The organism is Pseudomonas sp. 30_B, from assembly GCF_017491605.1.
Classification (GTDB): Bacteria; Pseudomonadota; Gammaproteobacteria; order Pseudomonadales; family Pseudomonadaceae; genus Pseudomonas.
In genome coordinates this window covers 1-21,277 of record NZ_JAFGYY010000035.1, presented here as the reverse complement: position 1 = coordinate 21,277, position 21,277 = coordinate 1, and the positions used below count along the sequence as shown (strand labels likewise).

The window sequence follows — 21,277 nt, the reverse complement described above, 5'->3', positions numbered from 1 at the left end:
GCGTGAACCTTGTCCGCCTATTTCCGGTCAAAATCGGCGATGGCGCGACAAGGTGTTGAAACAACACGAAAAAGCTTCCGTAAGCCATTGAATTGACAGCATACGGCTTATCCGAAGATTGCCGTTTTCGCTGGCCCCGCGTCGCCCCTTTCTTTATCCTCCGCACCCTTTGAAAGGCTTTGCGGAGGCTCCCATGCTCGATTCCACCCTCGAACAACTTGAACAGCTGGTCGCCGAACTGCTGCAGCAGAACGAAGTGCTGGTGCAGGACAACGCCCAGGTGCGTGAAGAGCTGCTCAAGGCCCGTGAGGAAAACGACAGCCTGCAGCTGTCCCTGATGGAGCAGGAAGAGAAGCACAACGCGACCGCCACCCGCCTGCAGGCGCTGATCCGCCGCGTCAGCGACAGCCGCGCCCACGCATGAGTGGCGACGGCGTCCGCGTCCTGCGCATTCTCGGACGCGAATACAGCGTCCGTGCGCCGGCCGGTGAAGAGCGCCGGCTGCAGGACGCGGCCGCGCTGTTGCAGGCGGAAATCGCCGCCAGCAAGAAGAAATTCCCCTACGTCACCAGCAATGAACTGATGGTGCTCTCCGCGCTCAACCTCTGCGCCCGCCAGCTTGGCGAAGAGGTCCGGGAGCGTGACGATGCGGACGCCGTGGAGCGTATCGCCGCCCTCAACCGCCGGATTCTCGATCACCTGCAGCGGCAGGATTGATCTCGGCGCGACCCATTTTGCAGGTCATGCCGATCGCGGACGGAGTCCGCTCCTACAAAAGCTGGTGCTGCTTAGAGCGTCCTTCTTATCCCAGGTAAATCCGTGCCTGCGCTTCCCCCTCACCCCAACCCTCTCCCTCAGGGAGAGGGGGCAGGCCGTGCGGGCTGACGCCATGGTTTCATCCTGCGCCGAACGGTCCCCTCTCCCCCTGGGAGAGGGTTAGGGTGAGGGCCGACCCAAGCGTAGAGCCATCCGTCCGCAATGCTTTTCGTCTTGCCCGAATCACAGGCAAAAAAAAGGGACACCGGGGTAAGCGGTGTCCCTGCTAAAGGAGAGTGGGCCAGGAGGCCCCTCAACCGGTGAGACGTGGCGCTCCGGATGAATCCGTCGCGCCGGGCATAAAAGAAGGGACCGGGGGTAACCAGTCCCTGAAGGTGAGGAAGGAGTACTCCCCCCTCAACCGGTGAGACGTGCCCGGCTCGCACCGGGCGGGTGATCAGGCGCGCAGCGGAATCAGGCGCGGGGCGATCATGTTTTCCGGCTTGAGGATGTCGGCCAGGGTGGCCTCGTCCAGCAGCTGCTCCTCGCGTACCAGTTCCAGGACGCCGCGACCGGTTTCCAGCGCGGTCTTGGCGATACGGGTGGAGTTCTCGTAGCCGATGTAGGGGTTCAGCGCGGTCACCAGGCCGATGCTGTGCTCCACCAACTGGTGGCAGCGCTCGACGTTGGCGGTGATGCCGGTGATGCAGTGCTCGCGCAGCATGTCCATGGCGCGCTGGAGCAGGCGGATCGAGTCGAGCACCTTGTAGGCGATCAGCGGTTCCATCACGTTCAGCTGCAGCTGGCCGCCTTCGGCAGCGATGGTCAGCGCCAGGTCGTTGCCCATGATTTCGAAGGCGCACATGTTCACGGCCTCCGGGATCACCGGGTTGACCTTGCCCGGCATGATCGAGCTGCCCGGCTGGCGAGCCGGCAGGTTGATCTCGTTGATGCCGGTGCGCGGGCCGCTGGACAGCAGGCGCAGGTCGTTGCAGATCTTCGACAGCTTGACTGCGGTGCGCTTGAGCATGCCGGAGAACAGCACGAAGGCGCCCATGTCGGAGGTGGCTTCGATCAGGTCGGCGGCCGGGACGACCGGCTGACCGCTGATGGCTGCCAGGCGCTCGACGGCCAGCTTCTGGTAGCCGGGGTCGGCGTTGATGCCGGTGCCGATGGCGGTGCCGCCGAGGTTCACTTCGGTCAGCAGCTCGGGCGCCAGGCGACGCAGGCGGTCGAGGTCTTCGCCCAGGGTGGTGGCGAAGGCGTGGAATTCCTGGCCGAGGGTCATCGGTACCGCGTCCTGCAGCTGGGTACGGCCCATCTTCAGTACGCTGGCGAATTCGACGCCCTTGGCGGCGAAGGCCTGGATCAGGCTGTCGAGGCTGGCCAGCAGGGTGTCATGGCCGAGCAGCAGGCCCAGGCGGATGGCGGTCGGGTAGGCGTCGTTGGTCGACTGCGCCATGTTCACGTCGTTGTTCGGGTGCAGGTACTTGTACTCACCCTTGGCGTGGCCCATGGCTTCGAGCGCGATGTTCGCGATGACTTCGTTCGCGTTCATGTTGGTCGAGGTGCCGGCGCCGCCCTGGATCATGTCCACCACGAACTGGTCGTGGAAGTCGCCACGGATCAGGCGAGCACAGGCTTCGCTGATGGCGGCGTGCTTCTCGGTCGACAGGTGGCCGAGCTGGTGGTTGGCATCGGCTGCCGCCTGCTTGACCATCGCCAGGCCGACTACCAGTTTCGGGTAGTGCGACAGCGGTACGCCCGAGAGGCGGAAGTTGTTCACAGCGCGCAGGGTCTGGATGCCGTAGTAGGCGTCAGAAGGTACTTCGAGGGTGCCGAGGAGGTCTTTCTCGATGCGGAACGATGCAACAGGGGACATGACGGGGATTGTCTCAGAGAAACACGGCCAGTGCCGCGATGCCCGGTAGACTAGGGATTTCGCCGATCGTCGGCCAATGCTGTTAAAAGCTGCCTCATGCACAAACGGCATAATGTACCCTGTGACGAATAGATGACGGCGAGCGTGTGGCTGTGATACGCGCGCCCGGCTCCTGACCAATCGATCAAGCGCTGTTCCGCGCTGGAGATGACGTGAACCTCGAAACCAAATGGCTGGAAGATTTCAGCACCCTGGCCGCCACCCGCAGCTTTTCCCAGGCGGCGGAGAAGCGCTTCGTCACCCAGCCGGCCTTCAGCCGGCGCATCCGCAGCCTGGAGGATGCCCTTGGGCTGACCCTGGTGAACCGCCAGCGCACGCCCATCGAGCTGACCGAGGCGGGGCAGCTGTTCCTGGTCACCGCCCGTGCGGTGGTCGAGCAGCTCGGCCAGGTGGTGCGTCACCTGCACCACCTGGAAGGCGGGCAGGGCGAGGTGCTGCAGTTCGCCGCGGCGCACTCGCTGGCGCTCGGCTTCTTCCCGGCATGGATTTCCCGCCTGCGCTCGGAGGGCCTGAATATCGCCAGCCGGCTGGTGGCGACCAACGTGGGCGAGGCGGTGCACCTGCTGCGCGAAGGCGGTTGCGACCTGATGCTGGCCTTCTATGACCCGGACGCCGCCCTGCAGATGGACCCGGAAGTCTTCCCCTCGCTGCACCTGGGACGCACCGAAATGCTCCCGGTGTGCGCGGTGAACTCCGCCGGCGTACCGCTCTACGACCTCGACAGCGGGCAGAGCGTGCCGCTGCTGGCCTACAGTGCCGGCGCCTTCCTCGGTCGCGGGGTGAACCTGCTGCTGCGCCAGCGGAACCTGCGCTACACCACCGTCTATGAAACGGCGATGGCCGACAGCCTCAAGAGCATGGCCTTGCAGGGCATGGGCGTGGCGTGGGTGCCGCGCCTGAGCATGGAGGCGGAACTGGCGCGCGGCGAACTGGCGGTGTGCGGCGGCCCGCACTGGATCGTGCCGCAGGAAATCCGCCTGTACCGCTGTGCGCTGGTGCGCAAGGCGCAGATCCGCCTGCTGTGGCGCAAACTGGAGGGCGGTTTGGGATTGGACGAAACCCCCTGAGGCGCGGCTGGCGTAGGGCGTACAACCGTTCGCGGTTGTACGCCGATGCACCAGACTTTATTGGCGACTTCGAGGTCGATTCCGGTGTGCGCTGGGGCCACGGCGAATCGGCGTATAACGCGGAGCGTTATACGCCCTACATTCATGGCTTCGGCGTGCGCCGCTTTCGTAGGAGCGGAGCTTCTCCGCGAAATCCCGGCGAAGCCGGGACAGTCGTCTCGACCGTATCGCGGATAAGGCCGGCGCGGCGGGGCGCGGGACGGGAATCGTCCCGCGCAGGTTTGTTACATCTCGACCACGATCCGCCCTTCGATCTGCCCGGCGCGCATCCGGTCGAGGATGGCGTTGATGTCATCCAGCTTGCCGGCGCTCACCGTGGCCTTCACCAGCCCTTCGCCGGCGAAGTCCAGGGCTTCCTGCAGGTCCGCGCGGGTACCGACGATGGAGCCGGTGATGTGCAGGCCCTTGAGCACCACGTCGAAGATCGGCGTGGGGAAGTCGCCCGGCGGCAGGCCGACCAGCGAGACGGTGCCGCCGCGGCGGGCCATGCCGATGCCCTGGCCGAAGGCGCTGTTGGAGACGGCAGTCACCAGCACGCCATGGGCGCCGCCGATATCGCGCTGCACCACCTGTACCGGGTCTTCCTTCCTGGCATTGATGGTCAACTTGGCGCCCAGATTCCTGGCCAGTTCCAGCTTGGCGTCATCCACGTCCACCGCTACCACATGCAGGCCCATGGCTCTGGCGTATTGTACGGCCACGTGGCCGAGGCCGCCAATGCCGGAAATGGCCACCCATTGGCCGGGGCGCGCCTGGGTTTCCTTCAGGCCCTTGTAGACGGTGACGCCCGCGCAGAGGATTGGCGCAATCTCGGTGAAGCCGACATTTTTCGGCAGGATGCCGACAAAGTTGGGGTCTGCCAGCACATATTCGGCATAGCCGCCGTTCACCGAATAGCCGGTGTTCTGCTGGTGTTCGCAGAGGGTTTCCCAACCGGTCAGGCAGTGCTCGCAGCAGCCGCAGGCGGTGTACAGCCAGGGCACGCCGACGCGGTCGCCTTCCTTCACGCGGGTGACGCCGGCGCCGACCGCGGCGACGAAGCCGACGCCTTCATGGCCGGGAATGAACGGCAGGCTTGGCTTCACCGGCCAGTCGCCCTCGGCGGCGTGCAGGTCGGTGTGGCAGACGCCGGACGCCTCGATCTTCACCAGAATCTGTCCGGGGCCGGGCAGCGGGACTTTGACTTCCTCGATCCGCAGCGGCTCGCCAAAGGCGTGGACGACGGCGGCTTTCATGGTCGTGGGCAGGGTCATGGACATTGCACTCGCTCCTTGAAGGGGGAGGGGCCTGCCCAATCCGGGCAGGAACAGGAAGATGTCAGACGAGTCTGTTCCTCTGAGGCGAAGCCACCTTGAGTTGAAGCAAGCTTTTCCGAAGTCGTCAGTCACTCCTGCACGGGGAAATGACGAAATCGGGACAGACGGTCATGGTGGGTGCACCCCGGCGTGCCCTTTGCGGTATACTGCGCCGCCTTCAAGCCGGCACTGCCCGCCGGTTTGGCCACGCACAAGCCACGCCTCCGACGAGCGTGGCTTGTTGGTTTCTGACGCGCACAAGAGCGCACTTGAGAGAGGCACGACGATGAGCGCACTGGTTGGCGTGATCATGGGTTCCAAATCCGACTGGAGCACCCTGAGCCACACCGCGGACATGCTGGACAAGCTCGGCATTCCGTACGAAGTGAAGGTGGTTTCCGCCCACCGCACCCCGGACCTGCTGTTCCAGTACGCCGAAGAGGCCGATGGCCGCGGCATCGAAGTGATCATCGCCGGCGCCGGCGGTGCCGCCCACCTGCCGGGCATGTGCGCCGCCAAGACCCACCTGCCGGTGCTCGGCGTGCCGGTGCAGTCCTCCATGCTCTCGGGTGTCGACTCGCTGCTGTCCATCGTGCAGATGCCGGCGGGCGTTCCGGTCGCCACCCTGGCCATCGGCAAGGCCGGCGCTACCAACGCCGCACTGCTGGCCGCCAGCATCCTGGGCGGCAAGTACCCGAAGTATCACGAGGCGCTGAAAGAGTTCCGCACCATCCAGACCGAAACGGTCCTGGACAATCCGGACCCGCGCGACGCGTGAGTAACAGGGCGTCCGCGCGGCGCCCCCGAACAGTGTCAGCAAGCACAGGCTCGAACCATGAAAATCGGTGTCATCGGTGGCGGTCAGCTCGGCCGCATGTTGTCCCTGGCGGGTACGCCGCTGGGCATGAACTTCGCCTTCCTCGATCCGGCGCCGGACGCCTGCGCGCAAGCGCTGGGCGAACACATTCGCGCCGACTACAGCGACCAGGAGCACCTGCGCCAGCTGGCCGATGAAGTCGACCTGGTGACCTTCGAGTTCGAGAGCGTGCCGGCCGAGACCGTGGCCTTCCTGTCGCAGTTCGTGCCGGTCTACCCGAACGCCGAGTCGCTGCGCATTGCCCGTGACCGCTGGTTCGAGAAGTCCATGTTCAAGGACCTGGGGATTCCCACCCCGGCCTTCGCCGACGTGCAGTCCCAGGCCGACCTCGACGCCGCCGTGGCCAGCATCGGCCTGCCGGCAGTAATGAAGACCCGCACCCTGGGCTACGACGGCAAGGGACAGAAGGTCCTGCGCAAGCCCGAGGACGTGACCGGCGCCTTCGCCGAGCTGGGCAGCGTGCCCTGCATCCTCGAAGGCTTCGTGCCCTTCACCGGCGAAGTCTCGCTGGTGGCGGTACGCGCCCGCGACGGCGAGACCCGCTTCTACCCGCTGGTCCACAACACCCACGAGAACGGCATCCTGCGCCTGTCCGTGGCGAGCACCGACCACCCGCTGCAGGCGCTGGCCGAGGACTACGTCGGCCGCGTGCTGGACAAGCTGCAGTACGTCGGTGTGATGGCCTTCGAGTTCTTCGAGGTCGACGGCGGCCTGAAGGCCAACGAGATCGCCCCGCGCGTGCACAACTCCGGGCACTGGACCATCGAAGGTGCCGAGTGCAGCCAGTTCGAGAACCATCTGCGCGCCGTTGCCGGCCTGCCGCTGGGTTCCACCGCCAAGGTGGGCGAGAGCGCCATGCTCAACTTCATCGGCGAAGTGCCGCCGGTGGCTGATGTACTGAACATCGCCGACTGCCACCTGCACCACTACGGCAAGGCCTTCAAGGCCGGGCGCAAGGTCGGCCATGCCACCCTGCGCAGCGCTGACCTGCCGACGCTGAAGGCGCGTATCGCCGAGGTCGAGGCGCTGATCGCCAAGGGCTGACGGCCTGCCGGTCACGGTGCTTTGAAAGGAGCCGCGTCAATCACCGACGCGGCTTTTTTCTGCCCGCCTGGTGCATCCGTGCGCGCGTCGCGCTATGCCGCCAGTTGCTCTGGCCTGCGTCCCGAACAGGGAACGTCGGCGTTTTCTACACTGTCCCATGACAAGCGCGAACCCATCGCGCTCAATCCACAAGGAGACTGTCATGGGCTTAATCGGAACCATCGTCATCGGCCTGATCGTCGGGCTCGTCGCGCGCTTTCTGAAGCCGGGCGACGACAGCATGGGCTGGATCATGACCATCCTGATCGGCATCGGCGGCTCGCTGTTGGCCACCTACGGCGGCCAGGCGCTGGGCATCTACGCCGTGGGCCAGGCGGCGGGCTTCATCGGCGCGGTGATCGGCGCCATCGTCCTGCTGGTCATTTACGGTCTGATCAAGAAGAATTGACGGTGATTTCCAGCCCTCTCCCGCAATGGGGGAGGGCGCTGGAAGACCTTCCCGTCCGTGCCCCACCGGGCCTTTCGAGTCCACGATGCGCCGTACATTGCTTGCCTGCAGCCTGGTGCTGCTGACGTCCCTGGCATCCGCCGCCGAACTTCCCGAAACCGACTGGCTGTCCCTGATGCCGCCGAGCGACCGCAAGGCGCTGGAGGACATGCCGGAAATCACCCACAACGGCCCCGAGGCCAACGGCACCTTTACCAACAAGGGTGGCCTGAAGCAGCGCGACAAGAAGCTGCCGCAGGTGATGTATTCCACCAGGACAGTCGCCGCGCTGAATGGCAAGGCGTTGCGCCTGGGCGGCTACCCGGTGCCGCTGGAGAACGATGCCAAGGGCCGTGTCACCGAATTCTTCCTGGTGCCCTATCCGGGCGCCTGCATCCACGTGCCGCCGCCGCCGCCGAACCAGATCGTGCTGGTGCGCTACCCCAAGGGCATCAAGCTCGACGATATCTACAGCCCGATCTGGGTCAGCGGTACGCTGAAGGTCGAGAAGGTCAGCAATGACCTGGCCGATGCGGCCTACGCCATCGACGACGCCAAGGTGCGGCCGGTGGAGGAGAGCGATCTGTAACCACCGCGTCGCGAATCTTGCGTAGGTGCGGACTCCGTCCGCGATGGTGTCCGGCACGCTGCGGGCCTATCGCGGACAGAGTCCGCTCCTACGATATCTGCTACCGCCGCGCGCTCAACTGCTGAGCGGCTCGCTCCAGATTTCCACCTTCATTGTCTCGCTACGCCCCGGGGCGACGCTCATCACGTCGTCCCAGACCCGCGCGGTCTCGATGCAGAGCATGTCCTGCCAGGCATCGTCCGGGAACTGCGACAGGCGCGCGGACTTGTCGATCCAGGGGTTCCACACCACCGCCGAGCGCGAGCCGCTGGCCTTGATGTGGATGCCGCGCTCCCACAGCGGATCGCGGATCACCAGGGGCTTCTCCACGTCCAGGTAGATGCGGTCGGTTTCCCCGGCAATGCGCACCAGCCCGTGTTGCTGGCGCTCTTCCCAGTTCTCCAGGGTTTCGACGTAGCGGCAGCCCTGCAGGCCGTCGATGCCGATCTCGCGGCTGTTGCTCACCGCGAAATAGGTGTGCAGCGCCTGGCTGACCGGCAGCGGTTTGTCGCCGAGGTTGTGGGTGGTCATTTCCAGGGTCAGGCGTTCGCCGAAGCGCATCACCAGTTCCAGGCGCGCCGAATGCGGCCAGCCGGGCAGGCCGTGGCTGGCGTCCACGCTGAAGTGCACCGCCAGTTCGCCCAGTTCGTCGGCGATGTCGTCCAGCTGCCAGTCCACGCTGCGCACCAGGCCGTGGGCCGGGGCGCTGTCGCCGGTAAAGGCGGTGCGGACATCCACCGGGTTGCGTTCCAGGTTGCCGAACCAGGGCCAGCAGACCGGCACGCCGCCGCGCAGGGACTGGCCGTGGCGGAACTCGGCCGTCTCGCTCAGCCACACCAGCGGCGGCTGCTCGTGGGGCTGGTAGCTCAGCAATTGCGCGCCCTGCTGGGCGATCAGGGCTTCACCATGGGCGGTGTGGATGCGCCAGCAGGGCAGTTCGTCGACCTGCACCTGCTCGACGCGGGGCGTCTGGATATCGCTGCTCATGGTGGTCTCCGGGGCTGCGATGGGAAAGAGTCAGTATCACCGATCCTCCGCGCGCCGGGCAGTTCCCGGAGAATGAAAAGATCAGCGCAGGCGCAGGTCCGCCAGCTGCGTCCGCTGCCGTCCTTCCCCGTCGAAATTGGTTGCAGCCAGCCAGGCCTCGAAGGCTTGCTGGCAGCGTGGCCACTCGCTGTCGATGATGGAGAACCACGCGGTGTCACGGTTGCGGTCCTTGACCACCGTGGCCTGGCGGAAGGTGCCCTCGAAGGTGAAGCCCAGGCGCACGGCGGCGCGCATGGAACGGGCGTTGAGCGCGTTGCATTTCCATTCCAGGCGGCGGTAGCCCATCTCGAAGGCCCAGCGCGCCAGCAGGTAGACCGCCTCGGTGGACGCGGGCGAGCGCTGCATCGCGCGGCCGTAGGCGATGTGGCCGATCTCGATGCTGCCGTCCTTGGGGAATATCCGCAGGAAGCTGAGCAGGCCCACCGCGCGGCCGCTGACGCGGTCGATCACGGCGAAGAACATCGGGTCGGCGCTGGCGGCATTGTCGGCGAGCCAGGCGTCGAACGGCGCGCGCTCGGGGAAGGGACCGTAGGGCAGGTAGTCCCAGAGCAGCGGATCGGAATCCGGGCCTTGCAGGGCTGCCCACAGGTCGTCGCCATGGGTGGCGACATCCAGCGGCACCAGGTTGACGTAGCGGCCGGGCAGGACGCGTTTTTCGGGGGTGGCGGCGGGGCGCCAGTTCAGCAGGGGCTGGTCGTTCATGGGGCGCTCCGGGTCAGATGATTTTGCGGTACTGGACGAAACCGGAGCGGTCGGCGATCCGGTCGTAGAGGAACATGGCGTCGGTGTTGGTCTCGTGGGTCAGCCAGTGCACCCGCGAGGCGCCGTTGGCGCGGGCGTCGGCATAGACGTGCTCGATCAGCGTCGCACCGATGCCGCCGCCACGCTGGCCTTCGGCGACGAACAGGTCCTGCAGGTAGACGTAGTCGCCCTGGGTCCAGCAGGAGCGGTGGTAGATGAAGTGCACCATGCCGATGGCCTCGCCGTCGCGCCAGGCGAGGGCGGCGTGCATCGGCTCGGCCGGGTCGAGGAAGCGCTGCCAGGTCACGGCGCTGGTGGCCTCATCGATGGTGGTCTTGTAGAAGCGCTGGTAACCCTGCCAGAGCGGCAGCCAGACGGCGTGATCGTCAGCGGTGATCGGGCGGATCTCGACAGCGGAGGACATGGTGACGGCCTTGTGTGCGTTGGAATGGTTCCAGCCTAGGCCGGGAAATGGTTCTGCTAAAGAGCCATTCATGGTGAAATCAAAGGAACCATTGCCGCCCCTTCGGAATTCGCCCTCCATGAGTGTCCCGCTGCCTTTCAACCCTTCCGGCATCCTTCTCGATCCCGCGCGGCCGTTGGGTGTGCAACTGTTCCAGGCCCTTCGCGAGCGCATCCTCGACGGGCGCCTGGCGGCGCGTTCGCGGTTGCCGGCGAGCCGCGACCTGGCGGCGTCACTGGGGGTTTCGCGCAATACCGTGGTGCGTGCCTACGAGCAGCTCTACGCGGAGGGCTACATCGAGGGGCGTACGGGTGACGGCACCTATGTGGCCGAGCGGGTGCAGCCGTCGGTGGACACCGCGCGCGGCGAGGCGCGCAGCCCGGATGCGCCGTCGCTGGAGCGCCTGGCGAAGCATCATCTGCCGCTGCCGCCCACCGGCGCGCCCCGTGCCTTCCGCGTTGGCGTGCCGGCCTTCGACCTGTTTCCCTTCGATACCTGGGCGCGGCTGCAGGCGCGCTTCTGGCGCGACCCGCCGCTGGATTGCCTGGGCTACGGCGACCCGGCGGGCGAACAACGCCTGCGCGAACTGGTCGCCGCCTACCTGCGCAGCACGCGCGGCCTGCACTGCGACGCCGGGCAGATCATCATCACCAGCGGCGCCCAGCAGGGCATCGCGCTGTGCGCCCAGGTGCTGCTGGCCGAGGGCGATGGCGCGGCCATCGAGAATCCCGGCTACCGTGCCGCCGGCCACGCCTTCGCCACGGCCGGTGCGCACCTGCATGGCGTGCCGGTGGATGCCGATGGCCTGTGCACGGCGCAGCTGGAGCAGTTGCCGGACTGCCGGCTGGTCTACGTCACGCCCTCGCACCAGTACCCGACCGGGGTGACCCTGTCGCTGGCGCGGCGCCTGGAGCTGCTGGAGTGGGCCGAGCGCAGTGGCGGCTGGATCGTCGAGGATGACTACGATGGCGAGTACCGCTACAGCGGTACGCCGTTGATGCCGCTGGCGGCGCTGGACCGGCATGACCGGGTGCTCTACGTCGGTACCTTCTGCAAGATCGCCTTTCCCGCGCTGCGCCTGGGCTACCTCGTGGTCCCGCCGGCGCTGGCGCAGGCCTTCGCCCGCCGCCGCGCGCTGGACGTGCGGCATTCGGAAGTCGGCACCCAGCGGGTGATGGCGGACTTCATCGCCGAAGGGCATTTCCAGCGTCATGTCCGCCGCATGCGCCGGGCGGCGCGCAGCCGGCGCGATGCCTTGCTGCGGGGCTGGCCGGAAGTGGCCGGCTGCGCTCCGATGCCGACGGTGGAAGCGGGCTTGCACCTGTGCGTGCGGGTCGACAGCCGCGAGCGCGAACGTGAACTGGTGCAGCGTGCGCTGGCCGTGGGGGTAGAGGTGAATGCGCTGAGCGACTACTGGCTGCCGGAGTCCGCAGAGCCGGAAGACCAACGCGCCGGACTGGTACTGGGTTTCGCGGCGGTACCCGAGGCGCGGATCGCCGAAGCGCTCAAGGCGCTGCGCAAGGTGTGGCGGTAGGGCGTACAACCGTTCGCGGTTGTACGCCGATGCACTGTGTTCATCGGTAGCTCCATGGTCGACCCCGGAGCACCCTACGTTCATGCTGCGGTGCAGAGTGCCGTCATTCCCGCGGACGCTCGCAAGACGGCGGCTGCTCCCGCTCCGCCCAGTACGTCTGCTTGTGCCCGCGCGCCTGGTAGTTCCGCGCCAGGGCCTCGGCCTCGTCGCGGGTCAGCTGGCGGCGCATGACGAAGCGGTTGCCGTTGTCGTCCAGGCGCAGCAGGCACCAGTCCCGCTCAGGCATTGAAGGTCGAGGTCTTGCGCAGGCGCAGGGCGAGCAGCACCAGCATCACGCCGAAGAACACCGCATAGGCGCCGATCACCCAGGCCACCGCCACCGCGCCGGCACCGGGGTTGGCGATCATCAGGACGCCGAACAGCACCGACAGCGCCCCGGAAAGACCCAGCCACAATTCGTTGGCCAATGCCTTGCGCAGGCGGATCGCCGCGATGATCTGCAGCACGCCAGTGACCAGCGCCCAGGCGGCGATCAGCATGAGCAGGCCCAGCGCCGTCAGCGCTGGCCAGAAGAACGCCACCAGCCCCGCGATGACGCCCAGCAGGCCGACCAGCACCAGCGGCCAGATCGGCCGGCCCGATTCGCGCATGCGTGCGGCGGCGAGCAGGGTGAACACGCCGTCGACGAAGGCGTAGGCGCCCCAGACCAGGACCAGCACGGTCAGGGCGATGGCCGGCCAGGCGATCGCCAGTACGCCGAAGATCACTGCCGCCACGCCACGCAGGGCAATCCATTTCCAGTGTTGGCCGAGGGCTTGCCAGAGAGGGTTGTCGCTCATGACTGTCTCCACGATAGGTATCGCAGACACCATAGTCGTTCGCCGGCGCGCGTGAGCGGCCCAGATCAACCAGCGGAAAAAGAAAAGCCCGGCGCGGGGCCGGGCGAAAGGGCCTGCCTCAGCAGGCGGGCGGCGTCGGGCGACGCCGCCGGGGAGATCAGGCTGCGGGAGCCAGGGAGGCGGGCGACGCGGCCTGGCCGTGCAGGGCCTCGTAATCCGCCTTCATGGCCTTGTAGAGGCCGAACATGAACAGGATCAGCACCGCCGAGAACGGCAGGCCGGCCAGCACCACGACGGTCTGCATGGCGGTGAAGTTGCCGGCGAACAGCAGGCCGATGGTCACCAGGGTGATCACCGCGGACCAGAGGATGCGCAGCCAGTGCGGGGCGTCCTCGTCGAGATCGCCGCCCTGGCGCGACAGGTTGGCCAGCATCACCGAGCCGGAGTCAGCCGGGGTGAGGAACAGCACGAAGCCGACGAAGATCGACATGCCGATCACGATCTTGGCGAAGGGGTAGTGCTCCAGCAGCAGGTAGATCGACATCGACGGCTGCTCCAGTGCGGCCTTGCCCAGGTCGGCGGCGCCGTGGTTCATCACCAGGTCCACCGCGCTGTTGCCGAACACCGACAGCCAGGCGAGGGTGAAGCCCAGCGGGATCAGCAGCACGCCCATGACCAGTTCGCGCACGGTGCGGCCACGGGAAATACGGGCGATGAACATGCCGACGAAGGGCGCCCAGGAGATCCACCAGGCCCAGTAGAACAGGGTCCACAGGCCCAGCCACTCTTCGTTCTTGCCGGCGCCGCCGCCGGTGTAGACGTAGAGGTCGAAGGTCTTGAGGATCAGGCCGTTGAGATAGTCGCCCAGGTTCTGCACGAAACCGTTGAGCAGCTCCAGGGTAGAGCCGCAGACCAGCACGAACACCAGCAGCGAGCTGAACAGCACGATGTTCAGGTTGGACAGCCGGCGGATGCCTTTCTCGATGCCCGAGACCGCGGCCAGCGTGGCCACCAGGCTCATCACCAGCAGGACGATCAGCAGGGTGGTCTTGGAGTGCTCCATGCCGGTCAGGTACTCGATGCCCGAGGACACCTGCAGCGCACCGATGCCCAGGTTGGTCACCAGCCCAAGCAGGGTGACGAAGATGCCGAAGCAGTCCACCGCGTTGCCGGCGCTGCCTTTCACCCAGCGCTCACCGAGGATCGGCAGCAGCGCCGAACGCAGGGCCAGCGGCTGGCGATGGCGATAGGCGAAGTAGCCGACGGCCAGGCCGACCAGCGCGTAGATCGCCCAGCCGTGCACGCCCCAGTGCAGGAAGGTCAGCTGCAGCGCCTGGCGGGCCGCCTGCGGCGTGCCGGCCACGCCTTCCGGCGGATGGTAGAGGTGGTCGATGGGCTCGGATGCGGCGAAGTACAGCAGCGAGATGCCGATGCCGGAGGAGAACAGCATGCCGGCCCAGGCGCCATAGCTGAAGTCCGGCTTCTCGTGGTCGGCGCCCAGCTTCAGCTGGCCGTAGCGCGAGAAGGCGACCCAGAGGACGAAGAACAGATAGCTGCCGATAGCCAGCATGTAGTACCAGCCGAAACTGTGCGAAAGCCACGCTTGCGTGCGATTGAGGACCGCACCGGCGCTGTCGGGAAAGAGAATAAGGGCGGCGGTCAGAACCAGGATCAGTACGGTGGAACCGTAGAACACGACCGGATTCAGACGTACCTGCTCGTTTGTTTTTATTGGCGAAGCAGTACTCATTTGGAGGATGACCCCATGACAGTGAACGCATGGCGGCCGGCGTCGGATGCGACTAAGGCACGGCGACGGGCCGCAAACCACAGACACAGCACAGCCGCACGACACTTCCCACCGGGATTCTGCGATCCTTGAAGGTTGGAAAACGATGCGGCGATGAACGGCTCGGGCCCGCTTGCACACAAGGCTCGGAGTGGTTCACGGAGCGCAGCTTATTCTTAGTTGATTGAACGTTCAATAAAAACAAAATAGACTGGCCAACAAGTCGCCGGACGGCACAGGTACGTCCAGGCGAAGAGGAGAGACGAAATGCCCAAGGTCGGTATGCAGCCGATTCGCCGTTCCCAGTTGATTCACGCCACATTGGAGGCGGTGGACCAGGTGGGCATGGGTGACGCCAGCATTGCCCTGATCGCCCGTCTGGCGGGGGTCTCCAACGGCATCATCAGCCACTACTTCCAGGACAAGAACGGACTCCTGGAAGCGACCATGCGCCATCTGATGCTGGCGCTGAACAAGGCCGTCGGTGAACGCCGCCGGGCCCTGAGGGATGACGAGCCGCGCTCGCACCTGCGCGCGATCATCGAAGGCAACTTCGATGCGAGCCAGGTCAACGGGCCGGCGATGAAAACCTGGCTAGCGTTCTGGGCAACCAGCATGCACCAGCCGTCGTTGCGCCGCCTGCAGCGGGTCAACGACCACAGGTTGTATTCGAACCTGTGCTGCGAGTTCAGCAGGATTCTGCCGATCGCCGAAGCGCGCGCGGCGGCCCGTGGGCTGGCGGCGCTGATCGATGGGTTGTGGCTGCGCGGCGCGCTCTCGGGCGATGCCTTCGACACCGAGCAGGCACTGTCCATCGCATACGACTACCTCGACCAACAACTGGCGAAACAGGCGGGATAGCCCCCTGTGCCAGCCTTGCGCACTGATACCTAATAAGAGAGGACGCCTACACCATGGCTCGATTCGAAGAACAGAAGCTCTACATCGGCGGTCGCTACGTGGAAGCCACCAGCGGCGCCACCTTCGAAACCATCAATCCGGCCAATGGTGAAGTTCTCGCCCAGGTCCAGCGCGCCTCCAAGGACGACGTCGAGCGCGCCGTACAGGCCGCGGTGGAAGGGCAGAAAGTCTGGGCGGCAATGACCGCCATGCAGCGTTCGCGCATCCTGCGCCGCGCCGTGGAAATCCTCCGTCAGCGCAACGACGAGCTGGCCGAACTGGAAACCCTCGACACCGGCAAGCCGCTGGCCGAGACCCGCAACGTCGACATCGTTACCGGCGCCGACGTGCTCGAGTACTACGCTGGCCTGGTGCCGGCCATCGAAGGCGAGCAGATCCCGCTGCGCGAGACCAGCTTCGTCTACACCCGCCGCGAGCCGCTGGGCGTGGTCGCCGGCATCGGCGCCTGGAACTACCCGATCCAGATCGCCCTGTGGAAATCCGCCCCGGCCCTGGCCGCCGGCAACGCGATGATCTTCAAGCCCAGCGAAGTCACCCCGCTGACCGCGCTGAAGCTCGCCGAAATCTACACCGAGGCCGGCCTGCCCGATGGCGTGTTCAGCGTCCTCACCGGCAGCGGCCGCGAAGTCGGCCAGTGGCTGACCGAGCACCCGCTGATCGAGAAGATCTCCTTCACCGGCGGCACCTCCACCGGCAAGAAGGTCATGGCCAGCGCCTCGAGTTCCTCGCTCAAGGACGTCACCATGGAGCTGGGTGGCAAATCGCCGCTGATCATCTTCGAAGACGCCAACCTCGACCGTGCCGCCGACATCGCCGTCATGGCCAACTTCTTCAGCTCCGGCCAGGTGTGCACCAACGGCACCCGCGTGTTCATCCCGCGCAGCCTGCAGGCACGCTTCGAGGCGAAGGTCGTCGAGCGCGTGAAGCGCATCCGCCTGGGCAGCCCGCAGGACGAAAACACCAACTTCGGCCCGCTGACCAGCTTCGCTCACATGGAGAGCGTGCTCTCCTACATCGAGTCGGGCAAAGAGCAGAAGGCCCGCCTGCTGTGCGGTGGCGAGCGTGTCACCCAGGGCGAGTTCGCCAAGGGCGCCTACGTCGCGCCGACCGTGTTCACCGATTGCACCGATGACATGACCATCGTCCGCGAAGAGATCTTCGGGCCGGTCATGAGCATCCTCGTCTACGACACCGGAGACGAAGCCATTCGCCGCGCCAACGACACCGAGTACGGCCTGGCCGCCGGCGTCGTCACCCAGGACCTGGCCCGCGCGCACCGTGCGATCCACCGCCTGGAAGCCGGCATCTGCTGGATCAATACCTGGGGCGAGTCGCCGGCCGAGATGCCGGTTGGCGGGTACAAGCAATCGGGTGTCGGTCGCGAGAACGGTCTGACCACCCTGGCTCACTACACTCGCATCAAATCCGTGCAGGTAGAGCTGGGCGACTACGCCTCGGTGTTCTGACCGCCGCGAGCGAGCCCTGAACGGCCGGTCGCAGGCCCCACTCCCTGACCACCGGCCATCCCGAATACGCAGACACCGACGCGCACGCGTCGCGGGCGGTGTCGTGCCTGAAAAAGAGGAAGGCCTGCATGTCCCAGGAATTCGACTACATCATCATTGGTGCCGGTTCCGCCGGTAACGTACTGGCTACCCGCCTGACCGAAGACGCCGACGTCAGCGTCCTGCTGCTCGAAGCCGGCGGCCCGGACTACCGCGCCGACTTCCGCACCCAGATGCCGGCCGCGCTGGCCTACCCGCTGCAGGGTCGTCGCTACAACTGGGCCTATGTGACCGATCCCGAGCCGCACATGAACAACCGCCGCATGGAGTGCGGTCGCGGCAAGGGCCTGGGTGGCTCCTCGCTGATCAACGGCATGTGCTACATCCGCGGCAACGCCATGGACTTCGACGGTTGGGCTCAGGCCAAGGGCCTGGAAGACTGGACCTACCTCGACTGCCTGCCGTACTTCCGCAAGGCCGAGACCCGCGACATCGGCCCCAATGACTACCACGGTGGCAATGGCCCGGTCAGCGTCACCACGCCCAAGGCCGGCAACAACCCGCTGTTCCATGCCATGGTCGAGGCCGGCGTGCAGGCGGGCTACCCGCGTACCGAAGACCTCAACGGCTACCAGCAGGAAGGTTTCGGTCCGATGGATCGCACCGTGACCCCGCAGGGCCGTCGCTCCAGCACCGCACGCGGCTACCTGGACCAGGCCCGCGAGCGGCCGAACCTGACCATCGTCACCCACGCGCTGACCGACCGCATCCTGTTCAGCGGCAAGCGCGCCATCGGGGCGACCTACCTGCATGGCAACGACAATGCGCTGAAGGAAGTTCGTGCCCGCCGCGAAGTGCTGGTGTGCTCCGGCGCCATCGCCTCGCCGCAGCTGCTGCAACGTTCGGGCGTCGGCCCGGCGGGCCTGCTGCGCGACCTGGGCATCGATGTGGTACATGACCTGCCTGGCGTCGGCCAGAACCTCCAGGATCACCTTGAGATGTACCTGCAGTACGCCTGCAAGCAGCCGGTCTCGCTGTATCCGGCACTGCAGTGGTGGAACCAGCCGCAGATCGGCGCGGAATGGATGTTCCTCGGCACCGGCCTGGGCGCGAGCAACCAGTTCGAGGCCGGTGGCTTCATCCGCACCCGTCCGGAGTTCGAATGGCCGAACATCCAGTACCACTTCCTGCCGGTGGCGATTAACTACAACGGCAGCAACGCGGTGAAGGAGCATGGCTTCCAGGCCCACGTCGGCTCCATGCGCTCTCCCAGCCGCGGGCGGATCAACGCGGTCTCCCGCGACCCGCGCAAGCATCCGAGCATCCTGTTCAACTACATGTCCAGCGAGCAGGACTGGCAGGAATTCCGCGATGGTATCCGCCTCACCCGCGAGATCATGAACCAGCCGGCGCTCGATCCCTTCCGTGGCCGCGAGCTCAGCCCGGGTCTGGACAAGCAGAGCGATGCCGAACTGGACGCCTTCGTACGCGAGCACGCGGAAACCGCCTTCCACCCGTCCTGCTCCTGCAAGATGGGCGAGGACGACATGGCGGTGGTCGATGGCGAAGGTCGTGTGCACGGCATGCAGGGGCTGCGCGTGGTCGACGCCTCGATCATGCCGCTGATCATCACCGGCAACCTCAACGCCACCACCATCATGATGGCCGAGAAGATCGCCGATAAGGTCCGTGGCCGTCAGCCGCTGCCCCGTAGCACCGCCGACTACTACAAGGCCAACGGCGCTCCGGTACGCGGCAAGCCGATGCGCTGATCCTGAAAAGAGAGAAGGGCACGTACGAAAACGCCGGCTTGATAGCCGGCGTTTCAGTTTTCAGCCACGGCGCGGTGGAACCGGACGGGTGCGGCCGCTGCCGTCGATGGCGACGAACACGAAGACTGCCTCGGTGACCTTGCGCCATTCGCTGGACAGCGGATCGTCGCTCCACACTTCGACCAGCATGCGGATCGAGCTGCGGCCGACTTCCAGCGATTGCGTATAGAAGGAGAGCTGGGCGCCAACGGCGACCGGAACCAGGAAGGCCATGCGGTCGATGGCCACTGTGGCGACGCGGCCGCCAGCGATGCGGCTGGCCATGGCGGTACCGGCGAGATCCATCTGCGCCACCAGCCAACCACCGAAGATGTCGCCGAAGCCGTTGGTCTCGCGCGGCAGGGCGGTTATCTGCAGGGCCAAGTCACCCTGCGGAATGGGGTCTTCTTGTTCGAGCTCGATCATAGTTCAGGGCCTCTTGCCCCCGGCGTACTCATGGTGAGGTTGTGGAAAAACTCTCCCAAGACACCTGCCGGTGCAAGGCCTTGGGACAGCTTTTGATCGGCCTGTCTGCATTATATAGAGCAAGGCCCGCTGCGACGACCGTAGGGATTCGACTTTGCCTCGTCCGCGCATGCCTGTGTCGTCCTGGCGCAATTTGCTATGGTTCGGCACCGGCGGCTCAACGCCGCCGCCATCTGCCTTGCCTGTCGAGAATAATCACAATGCCTTCTGTGAACGCTCCTGCCGCGCCCGCGTCACGTCCGTTGACCCGCAGCGACTACAAGACCCTGTCCCTGTCTGCCCTGGGCGGCGCCCTGGAGTTCTACGACTTCATCATCTTCGTGTTCTTCGCCACCGTGGTCGGCAAGCTGTTCTTCCCCGCCGACATGCCCGAGTGGCTGCGCCAACTGCAGACCTTTGGCCTGTTCGCAGCCGGCTACCTGGCCCGTCCGCTGGGCGGGGTGGTCATGGCGCACTTCGGCGACCTGCTGGGGCGCAAGAAGATGTTCACCCTGAGCATCTTCCTGATGGCCGTTCCCACCTTGATCATGGGCCTGCTGCCGACCTACGAGCAGATTGGCATCTGGGCGCCGCTGGCGCTGTTGCTGCTACGCATCATCCAGGGCGCTGCCATCGGTGGTGAAGTGCCGGGCGCCTGGGTCTTCGTCGCCGAGCACGTTCCGCACCGCCATGTGGGCTATGCCTGCGGCACGCTCACCTCGGGTCTGACCGCGGGCATTCTCATCGGTTCGCTGGTGGCGACACTGATCAACAGTGTCTTCAGTGCCGAGGAAGTGCGGGCCTATGCCTGGCGGATTCCGTTCCTGCTCGGCGGCATCTTCGGCCTGTTCTCCGTCTACCTGCGCCGCTGGTTGCACGAAACGCCGGTTTTTGCCGAGCTGCAACTGCGCAAGCAACTGGCCGAGGAAGTGCCACTGGGTGTGGTGGTGCGCGAACATCGTCCGGCGGTGGTGCTGTCCATGCTGCTGACCTGGGTGCTGTCGGCCGCCATCGTGGTGGTGATCCTGATGACGCCGTCGGTGCTGCAGACGGTCTACGGCTTCGATGCGGCCACAGCCCTGAAGGCCAACAGCCTGGCGATTGTATTCCTTAGTGTCGGCTGCATCCTTGCCGGGCGCCTGGCGGATCGTTTCGGCGCCGGTCGCACCTTTATAGTCGGCAGCGTGCTGCTGGGCGTCGTCTGCTGGACCTTCTACACCAGCCTCAAGGCACACCCGGACTGGTTGTTCCCGCTGTATGCATTGACTGGCCTGTGTGTCGGCGTCATCGGCGCGGTGCCCTATGTCATGGTGAACGCCTTTCCCCCGGTCGTGCGCTTCACCGGCCTGTCCTTCTCCTACAATCTGGCCTACGCCATCTTCGGCGGCCTGACACCCATGGTGGTTGCCCTCCTTATGAAGGAAGACCCACTGGGGCCGGCCTACTACGTCGTGGCGCTGTGCGTGGTCGGCCTGCTGGTGGGCGGCTATCTGCTGCGCCAGGAGCGCCGTCTGACAGGGCAGGGTGTGGCGGTAAATTGATCGGTCGGACAGTTTTTGCAGAAAGTTTAAATTAGTCGTTGACGGCCAATTTAAACTCCCTATAATGCGCACCACTCCCAGCAATGAGCGCTGAAAGAGCTTGAAAATCAAGTACTTACAGTGAGTCGAAGTTGAGAGTGGTGACCAGGCAGGTGATTCACTTGCCGCTCTTTATTGGCTGCTCCGGCAGCGAGCTGAAGAGAAGGTCATCGAGGTGCTTGACAGTGAGTTTGATCGCTGTAGAATGCGCCTCCCGCTGATGAGAAGGCTTCCTTCTCCGAAGCGCAAGCGGTTGAGTAGAAAAGAAATTTTCGAAAATAGCGCTTGACGAAATGAGACGCTGCTGTAGAATGCGCGCCTCGGTTGAGACGAAAGCCTCAGCCAAACGCTCTTTAACAAGTCGAATCAAGCAATTCGTGTGGGTGCTTGTGATGTAAGACTGATGATCGACTGATTATCAGCAAC

Annotated in this window: 21 protein-coding genes; 12 read left to right on the top strand and 9 right to left on the bottom strand. The window is 65.5% G+C overall.

Features of this window, described 5'->3' with window-relative positions:
- Window positions 1–193 precede the first annotated feature (193 nt).
- The gene (locus J5M67_RS25315) at window positions 194–424 is read left to right on the top strand and encodes a hypothetical protein (RefSeq protein WP_207888177.1); all 231 of its coding nucleotides are present in this window, start codon (window positions 194–196) and stop codon (window positions 422–424) included.
- Window positions 421–717, top strand: coding sequence for a cell division protein ZapA (locus J5M67_RS25310; protein WP_207888176.1), 297 nt, complete (start codon window positions 421–423; stop codon window positions 715–717). The genes J5M67_RS25315 and J5M67_RS25310 overlap by 4 nt, the downstream gene beginning before the upstream one ends.
- A 496-nt stretch (window positions 718–1,213) precedes the next feature.
- Here J5M67_RS25310 and aspA read toward each other — a convergent pair whose 3' ends face one another.
- The gene (gene aspA, locus J5M67_RS25305) at window positions 1,214–2,638 is read right to left on the bottom strand and encodes an aspartate ammonia-lyase (protein WP_207888175.1); all 1,425 of its coding nucleotides are present in this window, start codon (window positions 2,636–2,638) and stop codon (window positions 1,214–1,216) included.
- Between the two features lie 212 nt (window positions 2,639–2,850).
- Between aspA and J5M67_RS25300 the strand changes: the two genes are divergently transcribed.
- Window positions 2,851–3,765, top strand: a complete 915-nt coding sequence (locus J5M67_RS25300; protein WP_207888174.1) for a LysR substrate-binding domain-containing protein — start codon at window positions 2,851–2,853, stop codon at window positions 3,763–3,765.
- A 284-nt stretch (window positions 3,766–4,049) separates the two neighbouring features.
- Here J5M67_RS25300 and adhP read toward each other — a convergent pair whose 3' ends face one another.
- Complete coding sequence (adhP, locus tag J5M67_RS25295; RefSeq protein WP_207888190.1) at window positions 4,050–5,078, bottom strand: alcohol dehydrogenase AdhP; 1,029 nt, start codon at window positions 5,076–5,078, stop codon at window positions 4,050–4,052.
- A 328-nt stretch (window positions 5,079–5,406) separates the two neighbouring features.
- Here adhP and purE point away from each other — a divergent pair, with 328 nt between their 5' ends.
- The 4 genes from purE to J5M67_RS25275 all read left to right on the top strand — a co-directional run bounded on the left by purE (window position 5,407) and on the right by J5M67_RS25275 (window position 8,117).
- Window positions 5,407–5,898 (top strand): 5-(carboxyamino)imidazole ribonucleotide mutase, encoded by a 492-nt coding sequence (purE, locus tag J5M67_RS25290; protein ID WP_207888173.1) that lies wholly within the window; start codon window positions 5,407–5,409, stop codon window positions 5,896–5,898.
- Between the two features lie 57 nt (window positions 5,899–5,955).
- On the top strand, window positions 5,956–7,041 hold the full coding sequence (locus tag J5M67_RS25285) for a 5-(carboxyamino)imidazole ribonucleotide synthase (RefSeq protein ID WP_207888172.1): 1,086 nt from the start codon (window positions 5,956–5,958) through the stop codon (window positions 7,039–7,041).
- A 202-nt stretch (window positions 7,042–7,243) separates the two neighbouring features.
- The gene (locus J5M67_RS25280) at window positions 7,244–7,489 is read left to right on the top strand and encodes a GlsB/YeaQ/YmgE family stress response membrane protein (protein WP_207888171.1); all 246 of its coding nucleotides are present in this window, start codon (window positions 7,244–7,246) and stop codon (window positions 7,487–7,489) included.
- A gap of 85 nt (window positions 7,490–7,574) precedes the next feature.
- The gene (locus J5M67_RS25275) at window positions 7,575–8,117 is read left to right on the top strand and encodes a DUF3299 domain-containing protein (protein WP_207888170.1); all 543 of its coding nucleotides are present in this window, start codon (window positions 7,575–7,577) and stop codon (window positions 8,115–8,117) included.
- A gap of 114 nt (window positions 8,118–8,231) precedes the next feature.
- Here the strand turns inward: J5M67_RS25275 and J5M67_RS25270 are convergent, their stop codons facing one another.
- The 3 genes from J5M67_RS25270 to J5M67_RS25260 form a co-directional block, all read right to left on the bottom strand.
- The gene (locus J5M67_RS25270; RefSeq protein WP_207888169.1) at window positions 8,232–9,143 is read right to left on the bottom strand and encodes a D-hexose-6-phosphate mutarotase; all 912 of its coding nucleotides are present in this window, start codon (window positions 9,141–9,143) and stop codon (window positions 8,232–8,234) included.
- Window positions 9,144–9,224: 81 nt separating this feature from the next.
- The gene (locus J5M67_RS25265; RefSeq protein ID WP_207888168.1) at window positions 9,225–9,905 is read right to left on the bottom strand and encodes a GNAT family N-acetyltransferase; all 681 of its coding nucleotides are present in this window, start codon (window positions 9,903–9,905) and stop codon (window positions 9,225–9,227) included.
- A 13-nt stretch (window positions 9,906–9,918) separates the two neighbouring features.
- The gene (locus J5M67_RS25260; RefSeq protein WP_207888167.1) at window positions 9,919–10,368 is read right to left on the bottom strand and encodes a GNAT family N-acetyltransferase; all 450 of its coding nucleotides are present in this window, start codon (window positions 10,366–10,368) and stop codon (window positions 9,919–9,921) included.
- 118 nt (window positions 10,369–10,486) lie between these two features.
- Between J5M67_RS25260 and J5M67_RS25255 the strand changes: the two genes are divergently transcribed.
- Window positions 10,487–11,941 carry a PLP-dependent aminotransferase family protein gene (locus J5M67_RS25255; protein WP_207888166.1) on the top strand — a complete coding sequence of 485 codons (1,455 nt, stop codon included), beginning with the start codon at window positions 10,487–10,489 and terminating at the stop codon, window positions 11,939–11,941.
- Window positions 11,942–12,044: 103 nt separating this feature from the next.
- Here J5M67_RS25255 and J5M67_RS25250 read toward each other — a convergent pair whose 3' ends face one another.
- From J5M67_RS25250 to J5M67_RS25240, 3 genes are all read right to left on the bottom strand, one after another.
- Window positions 12,045–12,227 (bottom strand): hypothetical protein, encoded by a 183-nt coding sequence (locus tag J5M67_RS25250; RefSeq protein WP_207888165.1) that lies wholly within the window; start codon window positions 12,225–12,227, stop codon window positions 12,045–12,047.
- Window positions 12,220–12,780: an HdeD family acid-resistance protein gene (locus J5M67_RS25245; protein ID WP_207888164.1), complete on the bottom strand. Its 561-nt coding sequence runs from the start codon at window positions 12,778–12,780 to the stop codon at window positions 12,220–12,222. Before J5M67_RS25245 ends, J5M67_RS25250 begins: the two co-directional genes overlap by 8 nt.
- Window positions 12,781–12,937: 157 nt before the next feature.
- On the bottom strand, window positions 12,938–14,476 hold the full coding sequence (locus J5M67_RS25240; protein WP_207888189.1) for a BCCT family transporter: 1,539 nt from the start codon (window positions 14,474–14,476) through the stop codon (window positions 12,938–12,940).
- A 360-nt stretch (window positions 14,477–14,836) separates the two neighbouring features.
- Between J5M67_RS25240 and betI the strand changes: the two genes are divergently transcribed.
- From betI to betA, 3 genes are all read left to right on the top strand, one after another.
- A complete protein-coding gene (gene betI, locus J5M67_RS25235) occupies window positions 14,837–15,430 on the top strand; it encodes a transcriptional regulator BetI (RefSeq protein WP_207888163.1) in 594 nt (197 codons plus the stop codon).
- A 53-nt stretch (window positions 15,431–15,483) separates the two neighbouring features.
- A complete protein-coding gene (betB, locus tag J5M67_RS25230) occupies window positions 15,484–16,956 on the top strand; it encodes a betaine-aldehyde dehydrogenase (RefSeq protein WP_207888162.1) in 1,473 nt (490 codons plus the stop codon).
- Between the two features lie 128 nt (window positions 16,957–17,084).
- Entirely contained in the window at window positions 17,085–18,767 is a 1,683-nt protein-coding gene (betA, locus tag J5M67_RS25225) for a choline dehydrogenase (RefSeq protein ID WP_207888161.1), read from the top strand.
- Between the two features lie 60 nt (window positions 18,768–18,827).
- Here betA and J5M67_RS25220 read toward each other — a convergent pair whose 3' ends face one another.
- Window positions 18,828–19,232 (bottom strand): acyl-CoA thioesterase, encoded by a 405-nt coding sequence (locus J5M67_RS25220; RefSeq protein WP_015479588.1) that lies wholly within the window; start codon window positions 19,230–19,232, stop codon window positions 18,828–18,830.
- A 260-nt stretch (window positions 19,233–19,492) separates the two neighbouring features.
- On the opposite strand from J5M67_RS25220, the gene J5M67_RS25215 reads away from it, so the two are divergent.
- Complete coding sequence (locus J5M67_RS25215) at window positions 19,493–20,812, top strand: MFS transporter (protein WP_207888160.1); 1,320 nt, start codon at window positions 19,493–19,495, stop codon at window positions 20,810–20,812.
- The last annotated feature ends 465 nt before the right edge of the window (window positions 20,813–21,277 follow it).